9 protein-coding genes and 1 other RNA gene are annotated in these 13,539 nt (G+C 39.4%); 7 read left to right on the forward strand and 3 right to left on the reverse strand.

Annotation, left to right across the window (positions count from 1 at the left end):
* Positions 1-363: 363 nt before the first annotated feature.
* Together ORI98_RS05365 and ORI98_RS05370 are read right to left on the reverse strand one after the other, a co-directional pair.
* On the reverse strand, positions 364-3,339 hold the full coding sequence (locus ORI98_RS05365; RefSeq protein ID WP_306134540.1) for a TonB-dependent receptor domain-containing protein: 2,976 nt from the start codon (positions 3,337-3,339) through the stop codon (positions 364-366).
* A 904-nt stretch (positions 3,340-4,243) separates the two neighbouring features.
* Complete coding sequence (locus ORI98_RS05370; RefSeq protein WP_306134541.1) at positions 4,244-6,685, reverse strand: DNA polymerase II; 2,442 nt, start codon at positions 6,683-6,685, stop codon at positions 4,244-4,246.
* A gap of 80 nt (positions 6,686-6,765) precedes the next feature.
* On the opposite strand from ORI98_RS05370, the gene dinG reads away from it, so the two are divergent.
* The 6 genes from dinG to ORI98_RS05400 all read left to right on the forward strand — a co-directional run bounded on the left by dinG (position 6,766) and on the right by ORI98_RS05400 (position 12,335).
* Positions 6,766-8,841, forward strand: coding sequence for an ATP-dependent DNA helicase DinG (gene dinG, locus ORI98_RS05375; protein ID WP_306134542.1), 2,076 nt, complete (start codon positions 6,766-6,768; stop codon positions 8,839-8,841).
* An 8-nt stretch (positions 8,842-8,849) separates the two neighbouring features.
* Positions 8,850-9,623: a TSUP family transporter gene (locus tag ORI98_RS05380; RefSeq protein ID WP_306134543.1), complete on the forward strand. Its 774-nt coding sequence runs from the start codon at positions 8,850-8,852 to the stop codon at positions 9,621-9,623.
* Complete coding sequence (locus ORI98_RS05385) at positions 9,620-10,282, forward strand: primosomal replication protein (protein WP_261299888.1); 663 nt, start codon at positions 9,620-9,622, stop codon at positions 10,280-10,282. The genes ORI98_RS05380 and ORI98_RS05385 overlap by 4 nt, the downstream gene beginning before the upstream one ends.
* Positions 10,283-10,291: 9 nt before the next feature.
* On the forward strand, positions 10,292-11,014 hold the full coding sequence (locus ORI98_RS05390; protein WP_306134544.1) for a DUF2057 domain-containing protein: 723 nt from the start codon (positions 10,292-10,294) through the stop codon (positions 11,012-11,014).
* 4 nt (positions 11,015-11,018) lie between these two features.
* Positions 11,019-11,930: a histone deacetylase gene (locus tag ORI98_RS05395; RefSeq protein ID WP_306134681.1), complete on the forward strand. Its 912-nt coding sequence runs from the start codon at positions 11,019-11,021 to the stop codon at positions 11,928-11,930.
* 78 nt (positions 11,931-12,008) lie between these two features.
* Entirely contained in the window at positions 12,009-12,335 is a 327-nt protein-coding gene (locus ORI98_RS05400) for a late competence development ComFB family protein (RefSeq protein ID WP_306134545.1), read from the forward strand.
* 48 nt (positions 12,336-12,383) lie between these two features.
* Here ORI98_RS05400 and ffs read toward each other — a convergent pair.
* Positions 12,384-12,481: signal recognition particle sRNA small type (gene ffs / locus ORI98_RS05405), an RNA gene on the reverse strand.
* A 247-nt stretch (positions 12,482-12,728) separates the two neighbouring features.
* On the opposite strand from ffs, the gene ORI98_RS05410 reads away from it, so the two are divergent.
* The gene (locus tag ORI98_RS05410; protein ID WP_306134546.1) at positions 12,729-13,430 is read left to right on the forward strand and encodes a hypothetical protein; all 702 of its coding nucleotides are present in this window, start codon (positions 12,729-12,731) and stop codon (positions 13,428-13,430) included.
* Positions 13,431-13,539: the final 109 nt, after the last annotated feature.

The raw sequence follows: 13,539 nt of genomic DNA on the forward strand, positions 1-13,539 counted from the left end.
AATTTGAACACTTCAATCGTTAACCAAGGATCAACAAGCATCTTATTAAATTCGTGGGGATACCTCAACATCTGAGGTGACTTAGTAGCTTCAACTATAGTTCGATATAAAAAATGGCATTGAGAGATCATAAATTCATATTTTAACTTTGTACTACACTATCAACAGGGAATCATTGTAACGGCAATAGCGTGTATTTGTATTGAGTTAAACTCAGCAATATGTTGATAAAAAATGAGTTGTCAATCTGTTATCATAACTCAGAAATTTTATTAGGAATATGCAATCGTGTAAAACTCACTTTTCTTTGTAGAAAAATGCCGCCCATTTAAATTGGGCGGCATTGGAACAGTTTATTATAAATTAGAATCTAAGTCTTACACCACCATAATATCTAGTACCAATGGCATCATAAGTTCCGGCATCAGTTTCCGCACCAGTAGAGTTACCAGGTAAACCAGTAATAATTGCTGGAGGGTCCTGGTCAAAGATATTGTTAACTCCAACATAGAACTCAGCAACATCCCATGGACGGTATGAAACATTAAGATCATGATAAGTAACAGAACCAACACCTACAGATTCAGGTGCTAAATCATAGCCAGAAAGAAAGCTATCATCTAAGAAGGATTCACCGATAAAGGTAGTATTCCAAGCAACAGTAACATCTTCCCATGTGTAACCCAGTGATAAGTACCACTTGTTTTCTGGTGAACCTATTTCTCCGTTAAAGTTATCATCAGCTGAATTAGGTAAAGGTGTTGTGTATCCATCTATAACATGAGTGTATGAAACTCGAGCATTAAGTTGGCCAGTAAGCGAGTAGTCCTGTAAATCTTTAGCATAACTTACAACTAAATCAATACCCTCGGTAGCGAATCCACCACTGTTAGTCACTGCAGAGTCAATGTACTCAAGTGAACCTGCGCTATTTGCGCCTGCAGCTTGCGGACGACGAGTCACAAAAGAACATAGTGAAGGATCACCACCATAACATTCATCAAGAATAAACTGGCGAGGTGTTGATACAATTGCATCTTCAATTGTAATATCAAAATAATCAACATTGAAATCAAAATCTTCTACAACAGGAATTCCTTCTGGTGAAATCGTTACACCAAATGTCCAAGATTTACCTTTTTCAGGTCCTAGTTGAGTATTACCACGATTGAACCCACTAATACCTTGTAAATCTGATTGATTTAGGGTAAATGCACCATTAGCATTAATGTTATCTAATACACCTGCATCTGCTCTACAGGCAGCATCTGCTGCACCAGAAGAAGTATTAGTTACACCTAAACAAGGGTCAGTTAATCCTGAAGGGAAAGTTTGACTTGGAGGAGAATACAGTTCATTAATATTTGGTGCTCGAGTTGATTGTGCTCTAATAGCTCTGAATCTAACCTCATCTATTGGAGCCCAATCTAAAGCTACGTTCCAGCTGTCAGTATTACCCACAGTTGAATAATCAGACCAACGATAAGCGCCTCGAAGATTTAATTGTTCAGCCATAAACACACCATCTAATATCGGTACATTTAACTCTGCAAAATATTCGGTGACATCAAACTCACCCTCAGTACGAGGAATAGCATTACCACCATTCAAACCTGATTGTTGTAATGCATCAAACTCACTACGAGAGTACTCTTTACGGTACTCAGTACCAACAGCCAAACCAAGTGCACCAGCAGGAAGTTCAACAATATCACCAGAAATATTTAAACCAGCGGTTTCTTGGCTAGTTAGTGTGGCTAATAAACCTGGAGCCTGGATATAATGAGCACCAGCAGCTGATATTGACCCTGCACCGAAAACACTTACAGGAACACAACCTTGTGCTCTAGCTGTTGCATCACGACAAACTACATTGCCATCAGCATCTGTAACTGCTTCGAGTGCTGAACGGAAGTTCAAAGAGTTAAACTGACCACTTGACACTTGTGACTCTTTAGTTTGACCATAACCGTAGAAAGCATCTAGATACCAACCATCAGTAATCTCACCATCTACGCCTGCAACTATTCTAAATGTGTCTCGATCAGCAACGTTACCACGAGCGGCAACATCAGCTAGGCGTCGTGTAAAGAAAATATCCTTAAGTCCATCGCCATTGGTATCAGTTGCAGAGTTATACATCGCATCAGGAATAAAAGCATTTCGAACTACTGTACGCTCATATTCACCAGGGTTAGTCATACTCTCGATAAATGATTCATACTCAATAGGCATTTGTCCACCTGAAGCAGAAAAAATATCATCTGAGGACATTGGGAATGGTTCTAATTTGGTTTTTGTTGATGTTGCTGCATATGTACCTTCAAGGAAAGCATTCCACCCATCAACAAATTCATATTTACCAGTACCGGCTAATAGGTATCTCTCAGTAGGAATAGCAATCGTTCGATATTCACTACGATTGAAACCATTAGCCTCAGCAGTATCTGAACCATTAGTGGACCAGCCTTTAACTAACTCGCCCTTGCTATTGTATGTATATTGATCTGCGCCAGCAAAAAAACGACCTTGCGGAGCATAGCTTGAATAAAAAGGTCTTTGCGGAGTAAACATATCTTCCGGTAAACCTGTAAAGAATGCTCCTGATGATGCTTGGTCAACAGCTGAACGCTCTCTGTCTTTTGAAAAAACAGCTCCCTGCTGTGTGTAAGCACCATGTAGCATTATATTGCCTTTACCATCAGCTGAAGAAGTACCCATTGTAAACTGAAGTTGAGTTTCATCAGAGTCACCCTCAGAGCTTTGTCCTCTTTGGAAATCGAATTCAATACCTTCAAATTCTTTTTTGTAAATAATATTTACAACACCAGCGACTGCATCAGAACCATAAACAGCAGATGCGCCACCAGTCATAATCTCAACTCGTTCAATAAACTGAGTTGGTATAGAGTTTAAATCTACTGAGCTTTCACCAGGTACACCTGCCACAAATCTGCGGCCATTGACAAGAACCAAAGTTCGTGAAGAACCAAGATTACGAAGATCTACTGTTGCAGCACCAGCGCTTGCTGTAGAAAAGTTTGAATTTGTACGACTAATACCTGGTGAACCAAATGCAGGGTTTTTAAGTAAAAGTTCTTGTATGTTAGCCACACTAGACATGTCAATGTCTTTTGAATCTAGAACTTGGACTGGTGAAAAACCCTGCATATCTGTTGAGCGTAATCTTGAACCAGTAATTTCAATTCGCTCTACTTTATCAAGACCTTCTGAAGTTTCTTCCTCAGCAGCAAATACTGCTGGGGCACTAAATGCAGCAGCTGCAGCACCGCCGAGTAGTGCTACACGCACTGAATTAGCTAATACGTTCTTAAGCATTGTCTATCTCCCTGGACATATTTGTCTTTCTTATAATTCCAACAGTTCATTAATTAACATGCTGGTTAATGACGACCTGTAACAATTGCGACTACAAAATCACATTTACAGCGCAATAAAATCACATTTGAAACAAGTAATCAACAATTGACGCACTGTAAGCGCAAAAGTTAATCAAACTATCAACTTAAAGCTGTTAACTTTTATGAACATCCAGCAAGGGTAGTTAATATTTTAACTTTAAAATCAATATCATAATAAAGGCAGGTAAAATAAATGCAAAAAAGTGAACCATTCAACAAAAGAACAACAGATGTATTTATACAGATAGCTATTTTAATTAGTTAAGCAATAGCAAATGTTAGTTTTTCAGTATAAAAACTTACTATTGACTTTTTTAAACTGAAAATTGCTGAAGAATGTCAACACCACCATTAGCAAACTGTTCACACCCTCATTCCAGTCGAGAATTTAACCAGCAGGATGTAAATCGATTAAACAATCTTCACTGTTAACTATGCTATGGCGCACTGGACATCCTAAAGTTGCATCAAAACAACCAAGATAAAATATTTTTAAATTTTATTTAATAAAAAGCTTGAACAATAAATCTATTATCAAATGGTTTGTTCATTGGACATTGTCTTGCCACTTTTAGAAGCAGTGGACTGTTTACTTGTAACTGACAGGGAAATGCGCAAATTAATCTGCATTATCACTGCGAAATTTGCTGAAAAGAATAAATTAATCTAATTGAATGTTAACGATTAAAAAATAACGTTTAACTGACAGACGTCATTAATAAAACACTATTTAAACTGATTTTTTCAATTAGCTTTGAGGCTTTAGGGCTTTAGGGCTTTAGGGGTTTAGGGGTTTAGGGGTTTGGGGTTTGGGGTTTACATTAAATCAATAACATTTGCCCATTACAAAAGTCATCATAACTCAACCCTAAAAGGGAAAGTATCGGTTCAGCAATGGGTTTTATTTGCTTTTCGATATAATAATCATAATCTAATAACCAGATTTTATCGCAAACAGGCTGTACTCCGGCTGTCGTCATCACATACTCAATAACCGCACCCCTTTTTAACCAATTGTTATCTTGCTGATATTCAGCCATAAGCTTAGCGGCTTTAACATGAGGTGTAGATTTAGCTGTGTAATCTTCAACATTTCGTTTTAAGCGCTTTTTTAATACTAATTCAGCATCAAAAGCTCCTTGCTTTAACAATGCGACCTGAGATTGTAAAAACTCACTGACATCTTGCTGATTAAAAAAACGTTGATATAACTGATATTGAATACGTTTTGAAAGCGGAGTCCAGTCGCTTCTTACCTGTTCCATGCCTTTAAACACCATTTCAGGCTGATGATGTTTATCTATTTTTAACCCTACATAGCGTTTTTTACTGCCAAGCTCACTGCCTCTTAAAGTGGGCATAATAAACTGATTAAAATGGCTCTCAAACTCTAACTCAAGAAAGCTAGTTAAATTATATTCAGTATCACACCATACCGCCCATTTTTGAGTAATTGCTTCTGCCATTTGACGACCAATTACATCCGCACTAATTTGCAGCTCATCGCCCAGCCAAACGAAAGTAGAGTCGGTGTCGCCATAAATCACTTGGTAGCCCATCTCTTCAACCCAAGATTTTGTGAGCTTCATAATTTGATGACCACGCATGGTGATTGAACTAGCAAGTTTAGCGTCATGAAAAATACACCCCTTTGACCCAAGCACGCCATAAAGCGAGTTCATGATAATTTTAATGGCTTGCGACAAAGGTTGATTATGACTTTTTTTAGCCAACTCTCTTTGCTCAGCTAAACTGGCAATCAGTTTGGGAAGAATGGGATTATTACGATGAAATTTTGCCCCTAAAAACCCCGCCACAATAGCATCAGAATCAACATCAGACTCAGCAATTTTTAATCCTTCAACTAGCCCTTTAGGATCAATTAAAAAAGTGCGAATGATTGAGGGGTACAAACTTTTAAAATCCAGTACCAAGACATTTTTATAATGTCCAGGGATAGAATCCATAACATAGCCACCAGGACTTTCTAATCCATTACTGGCTGGCATTTGCGGTGCAACAAAGCCACTACGATGCAAATAAGGTAAATATAAATGATAAAATGCGGCGATAGATGCGCCTACTCGACCGAATTCTAGCCCCGTAAGCTTGGCTCGTTCAATTGCAAAAGGCAGTAATTGCGTTTTTTCAAAGATATCCCACACCAATCTACAATCAGTAAGATTGTAATGGGCTAGTTTTGGCTTATCTGTAACGAACATGTCACTAATCTCACCACCACGATTTTCAACATGTTCAATCGCTTTCCCCTCGTTGAGTAAGGCTCGTGAGACAAACTCAAGTGAAAAACTATCAAACTTATAAAACGCAGCTTTGAGCCAATCAATGCCGTCTAACACAACTCGACCGGGCAAATTTAATGTTTCTGGTCGATATTTGTCCTCAACTTTCCAAGATAACGCCGTTTCACCTCGGCCAATCAACAGAGGAATATGATGGTATTTGCATCGTTTAAATAACAAAGCGAGATCGAATACAATGACAGCCCAACCGATAATAATATCGGGATCAAACGCTACAAACCATGCAATTAACGCATGCAATAAAGCCCGTTCATCGGCAACCCAAATGATGTAGTCTTCGGCATTGGGATAATCATCTGCGGCACCAATCATGATGACACGTTTATAACTTGCCCCATACAAGCCTACAGAATAAAGCTCACCTTGCATGCTGCATTCTACATCCAGTGAAATAACTTTGAGATTAAAGTTTTGCTCTAAGGCATCAGTAACAACCGCTTGATTATGATTCAAAAGTTCAGTCGGTATTACCCTTCTGGCTCTTGAAGCATCTAACCTGAGTAGATTTGTTGAACTTTCAGCCCAAACGCCTTCGCACTGAATATCAAATGCAATAAAGCGTTCGATTAAATAACGTTGCTCAGCGCGTATATCTGTTTCATATAAAGCGATGCCAATATCATTTGCCACGCGTTGAAGTTGCTTTAAAGCAGCACTGGTTTTAAGGTAAATACCACAAACACTTTGATGCTGAAAGTTAGACATTGCCAAAGACGCCACTCTTGCCTGAGTCAAAAAAGGCATTAACTTATCAATGTCAATTTGACGACAAAAGCACACTAACTCTTCATTATGTAATTCAACTAACACTGGGCCACTAAGCGTTTTGACATAATATTGCAGCACTAACTGTCCCTGACGATAGCTCGCGTGGCGTGTTAATACCTGTCCCTCAATTCGAGTTAATGGTTTATTTGATGACAAGAGTTTTGAGTTCAATTTGATTATCTGTTTTAAGCATTAAGATTCACTGTTATTATGTACAGCATAAATCAGTCACAGCAGAATACATACTACTCATGCTAACCGATAAGGTAAAAACGCAAATTCGCACCATCTATAAAGACATTGCATCTGCAATGCCGCAGTTTCGTTCGCGACGAGAACAAAACTATATGGTGGCAGAAATTTCTAAAACCTTAGCGGGTGAATATGACAAACAGCGTCGTATTATTGTGGTTGAAGCCGGCACAGGTATTGGTAAATCGTTATCTTATATATTGGGAGCAATCCCTTTGGGGATCGCCAGTAAAAAGAAAATATGCATAGCGACAGCAACGGTTGCACTGCAAGAGCAATTATTACATAAAGATTTGCCCTTTTTTTTACAGCATTCAGGCTTGGACTTTAAGTTTGGTTTAGTCAAAGGCCGTCAACGCTATGTATGTTTGGCCAAATTAGAAGCTATGATGGGCTCGCAAGATGGCTCTCAAATGGCGATGTGGCAAACAAAACCCGATCAAAGCCAGGTAGAACAACTGCAAAAGTTACATCAAGATTATCATCAGAAAAAATGGAACGGTGAACTTGATAGCTTAAAAGATCCCATTCCTGACTTTTTGTGGCAACAAATATGCTGTGACAAGCACAGTTGCCATCGTCAGGTTTCGGCTCATCATAATTGTCCATTTCATAAAGCCCGTGAAGACGTCGACACCTGGGATGTATTGATTGCCAATCACAGTTTATTGTTCGCTGATTTAGAATTAGGTGGTGGCGTGATTTTACCCGAGCCTGAAGACATGTTTTATATTATTGATGAAGCACATCACCTGCCTATTGTCGCGCGTGACTTCTCTAGTGGTCAGGCAACGCTTAGAGGGGCATGTGATTGGTTGGATAAAGCCAGTAAAACTTGTAGCAAATTACAAAACCAGCTCAAAACCAATAATATTATTGCGCCTGTTCAAGCCATGCTTGATCACATTACCGATATCATTAGCTTACTGAATCAAGTGGCCCATTTTTGCGACACTCAACCACAATTTTTTGCTAACCCAGAAACACGATGGCGTTTTGAACACGGCCAACTGCCGCAATCATTAACTATTCAATCAGAAAACTTGGCAACAGCCACTGGCAGCGGACTCAAGCAATTTAATAAAGTCGTTGCTGTGTTATCTGAAGCAATCAAAGACGGCGAAGTGCCAAAGCATCAATCTGAAGGATTGCTATCTGAAACTGGGTTTATTCTGCAGCGCATAGAAAACCTCCATAAAGTGTGGAAAATGATTGCCAAAGAAGACAGTAAAAAAGGTGCGCCAACCGCAAGATGGATTGAACTCATTACGGGTAAACAACAGGATTATCTCGTTAGCGCCTCCCCTATTGAAGTAGGCTTTATGCTTGAATCAATGCTATGGCAAAAGGCCGCTGGGGTTGTGCTATGCAGTGCCACATTAAGGGCATTGAATAACTTTAATCACTTTGCTCATCAAGTGGGTTTAAGCACCAATGATGGAAGCCGCTTCTTAGCACTGCAATCGCCATTTGATTATGAAAATAATGCCACATTATTCATTCCACAAATGGATAATGAGCCAACTGATGAAGATTACACCGCTGAATTAGCAACACAAATCATCGCCTTAATTGATGGTGAAATGGCTTCATTAGTATTATTTGCGTCTTATTGGCAAATGGAAAAAGTCGCCGAACTGGTCGAAGGAAAAATCCCCGCCTCACAACTGTTTATTCAAGGTACTATGCCTAGGCAACAAATTTTAAGCCAACATAAGCAACGTTGCGATGATGGTGAACCCAGTATTATTTTTGGCACGGGCAGCTTTTCTGAAGGGTTAGATTTACCCGGCGACTACCTTACCAACCTAATTATTACAAAATTACCTTTTGCCGTCCCAACATCGCCCGTTGAACAAGCTCATGCTGAATATGTAAAAGTGAAAGGGGGCAATCCTTTTTTACAGTTAACCATTCCAGATGCTTCACGTAAGTTAGTACAAAGTTGTGGTAGATTACTGCGTAAAGAACAAGATTATGGCAGGGTAACCATTTTGGATCGCCGTTTAGTGACTAAACGTTATGGTAAATCGTTAATTGATGCATTGCCGCCTTTTAGACGCGTGATTGAGTAGGTATTTTTTTGGAATTATTGTTAGACCCAAGCCATCTTGCTATTTTGGCTATTATTGGAATTGTTGCTGGTTTTATTGACGCCATTGTTGGCGGCGGCGGACTATTATCCATTCCAGCATTACTCGCCGTTGGGATCCCTCCGCATATGGCTTTAGGCACCAATAAACTGGCGGCCTGCTTTGGCTCAACAATCTCAAGCTACACGTATTATAAACAGCAATTATTTACCCCCGTTTTTTGGAAAACCTGTGCAATAGCTACGTTTATTGGCGCTATTTTAGGCTGCGGACTGGTTTTTTTAATCAATGCTTCATGGCTTGAAAAGCTATTACCATTGCTGATTATCAGTATTGCTATTTATACTTTATTCAGCCCTAAAGCCATGGGGGGGAAACACTGTGTTTCTCCCCAGAAAGCCCCGTCAAACACTCGTCAGGGGATACAGGGGCTAATATTAGGTGGATATGATGGTTTTGCAGGCCCCGGGATAGGTGCATTTTGGACTGTTTCATCTATATCACTGCATAAGTTACCACTGCTAGAAAGCTGCGCATTAGCACGAATTATGACGCTAATTAGTAACATTACTGCCTTAGTGATATTTGCCTTTTGGGGTCAAGTTGATTGGTTGTTAGGATTATGGATGGGAATTTGTATGATGGCAGGATCTTTTATGGGAGCTCGAAGTGCAATTCGATTCGGCATTCCATTTATCAAGCCACTGTTTATTATTTCCGTGGTTTGTATCGCGACACATTTGGCTTGGAGCGCTTGGGCATGAACACCCAACAGTTAATTCAAACATTGAAGCAGCAACTTGACCATATCGAACAAGAAGTACTTCAACATGATCAACAGCTCGCTCCCCAACAGAAAAAAACACTCGAACACGTTGAACGGTTTAACCATAATCTATTTGTCCAACAAGGCGCGCAATTACTGCCATGCGTGCAACAGCTGCGCAAAGATGTCACCCAATTAGAAAAACAGTTAACACTAAAGCTAGCCAAAAGCACTATTGAATTGAGTTGCCAACGCATTCAAGATAGGTTCACCGCACTAAGACGAGCATTGTTGACAACAGGTTTGAACTTAAAGTCGGCCGAACAGAAAAAAGCCAGTAATCGCGCTCGATATGCCAAAAGACAGAAGCAAACAATGCAAAACAGTGAATTTGGTTGGATTGCAAATAATGTCATGTATAACAGTCATCAGCTTTATGAAGAATTGAACAAACATGTAAATTGGGCTAAAAAGTTTGAATATAAAATTCAACAAATGGAATCAAATCTAGAGTTATGTCATGCTGCTGAAAAAATTAGATTGCAAAATGACATCCTTTTAATGCATCGTCGTTTAGGTAAATGCCGCCAAGCTATTAGTTATATTGAAGAGCGGATACAACACTTTGAGCGTCCTCGCCAAAGTTTTAATCGTTAAGGAGCAACAATGAAATCATTCGTCACCACCGGTGCTATCATGGCATTGCTATCATCGACTTCGTTGATGGCAGCTAACCTCACTATTCCCATGTCTTTTGAATATTTGGCGCTGGATGGCAAACAGATTGAAACAAACATGTTTAGCCACAAATCTGATTTAACACTAGACAATGGCAGTCATAAAATCGCAATTAGATATCATGATATGGTCCAAGATGATTTCACCGACAGTCAAAGCTTTATCAAGTCAGCTCCGTTTATTGTGACATTAAATGTTGATGGCGATGTAAATTACACGCTATCGGCTGCCGATGGTGAAGTGGTTAAACGCCCAAAATCCTTTGCGAAAGACCCAAAGATTATTATTACCCGAGAAGATAAAGGTGCTGTTAATTACTCAGTTGAACAAACTAATTTTGAAGAAAAGTCATTTTTTGCCAACATTTTTAGTAGCAACAAAGGTGATAACGTTGATGCCTTAGCTGTCAATGCCACAGGTAATGGAGTCACCCCAGCCGTAGCAGTGCAATCAGCAAAACCTGCAGTAGCAGCAACTGCGGCATCTGCCACTGTAGCGGCAACAGCGGTTACCACAAGCGAAGTAAAAACGGCTCAACCGATTAAAGTTGATAACCCAGCACAAGCTGAGCAAATGCTGCAATATTGGTGGTTACAAGCTGACGAAAAAACCCGTAAAGAGTTTATGGGTTGGGCTATAAAGCAATTGTAATGGAATAATGAAATTTCCTTTTGTTTATCACGCCAGCTATTCACAGCTGGCGTTACCTCCTCTGCATCGCTTCCCAACAGCTAAGTACCAGCAATTGTTTAACTACGCCATTGAAAACGGCTTAGTTTGTTCAAGTCGGCATTATCAAGCTGAAAAAATAGATCTGGAACTTATCAAAGCGGTGCATGATCCAGATTATGTAAATGCCTTTATCAATGGCACCATCGATGCTAAAGCAATAAGAAGGATAGGTTTTCCTTGGAGTCAGCGTTTAGTTGATAGAACCTTACATGCGATAAATGGTACTCTACTTACTTGCACACTTGCACTGGAACATCAGATAGCAGTGCATTTTACCGGCGGATATCACCATGCACATCGCGATTTTGGCAGCGGTTTCTGCATCTTTAATGACTTAGTCATTGCTGCTAACCATCTTATTGAAACCGAAAAACTGGATACTGTACTGATATTTGATTGCGATGTTCATCAAGGTGACGGCACTGCCACCTTGTGTCAAACCCAACCAAACATTATAAGTTGCTCGGTACATTGCAAACAAAACTTCCCTTCCAGAAAACCACAATCAGATTATGATATTGAGCTGGATAAGGGATGTGATGATAATGAGTACCTTGCTCACATTGGCAGCATCTTAAAATATTTAACCCAGTTACATCGACCGGATCTAATCATTTATGATGCCGGAGTTGATATTCATGAAGATGATGATTTAGGTTACTTAAATATCACAACTCAAGGCATTCTTGAAAGAGATAAGCTAGTATTGTCTATAGCAAAACAACAAAGTATTCCGATTGCCGCAGTAATTGGTGGTGGTTATAGTCGTCAAGTTGAAGCATTAACCCTAAGACACAGCCAATTGTTGATTGCAGCAAATCAGATTTGGGTGTAAAAATAAAACAATGAACAACTTAACCAGCCTTTAAAAGACTGCAATTGCAGAATAAAAACATTTCAATGGAGTAACACCATGCATTTAGAGTTCCGTAATTATTATGAAGTCTTACTGTTGGAAATCTTGCGCGATGAAGGCTTAATGGAAGAGTTACCTGAGGACTACCTGGCAGATCTTTGCTGTGTTACGTTAAACCAATTACCGGTTCGGTATATTAGACACTTAGTTGATACTTATTTTTTCGAAGATTATAACGAACTCAAGCAAATGAAAACGGAAATAAGTACGGCACTAGAACGTTCAAGAGCATTTTTGAAAGCCAATCTACAAAAAAGATTAAAAGAAGAACAAGAGAACCAACAGCCACAACAACCGGTAATGCAGTTAAAACACACTGAATAATACCGCAAAGGGGTGTTTTAAATAGTAAATGGGGGGAGTTTGGAGGCTCCCCTAGAGCCGACACCCCGGCACACGAGTCGCTTGCTGCGGTTGCTCCCTTCCGGGCCTGGCCGAGTTCACAAGTTATCGTTGCGGGGGGACCCTAGGGTCACCATAATCTTCTAGAAAAACGAAAATCTTATCTAGAACGCGGCGATTATCCCTTAACCCATCAGTGCAATCAACCCCTAAAGCCTGCCTTTTTTCGTTTTAGACACCAGTTGCACAATCATTGCCCAATTCCAAAATTTCAAAGCACGCTCGATAACATCTTCTATACTTTTAGTTACTCCAAAATTCCGATTCAAGTACTTAGCCATTTATTCATACCTCACTGTTAGAAGGAGAATGTTAATGAGCCGCATTTTACTTATCACATTTTTCTTATGTTCAATGCTTGGTATTAATCAACCCAGTAAGGCTGGTGAATTTGAGAGCAATACATATATTGAGTTAACAGAGCATTTTATGACCAATAATCAAGCCAACCAAAGTGCTGGCGCTGACACAATGAACTTCCCTGGGTCAGTAACCCTCTTAAGTAATAGCGAATCATATGACAACTATGAGCATTCATCTTGGTTGACAATACCTAAGGCTCAAATTGGCATAAACTCACAATGGCAACTATCTACACAATTCAGTATTAATAGTTTTATTAAATATCAGCAACATATAACTTATCCATTGGAATACACATCAAATCACGCCGCCACAGAAATGCTGCAAGAAAATACCGCGAGTCATAATGAATATACCGTGTTAGGCAGCGAAGTCATCCTGCAGCAATTGTTCAATAACAAACTTATTCTTGGCGTGAATTATCAAATGAACCTACCTCTATTTGCACAGCTGAACTCATCAAATCAACAGTTCAGAACCTATGCAAATTACCAACTCATAGAGAATTTGAATTTACATTTAGATTGGATGATATCTGCAAGCCCTTCATCTTCTTCGCAAAACCTTATTACTCAGGGTAAATTATTCAACCCCAAAAACGCTAATGAGATTTATTCTCAATTCATATTGTTTTCAGTGAGTTACAAAATGTGACCAAACTCACACATCTCAGCTTTCATCACAAAATCTAACATTTCTTTCAATCATAATCCCCCCAGATTTGCTAATGTTATTGTTGAGAAAAAGTTTCGAAGAAAACTGA

The sequence above is a fragment of the Shewanella sp. ULN5 genome (assembly GCF_030731885.1).
Taxonomy (GTDB): domain Bacteria; phylum Pseudomonadota; class Gammaproteobacteria; order Enterobacterales; family Shewanellaceae; genus Shewanella; species Shewanella holmiensis.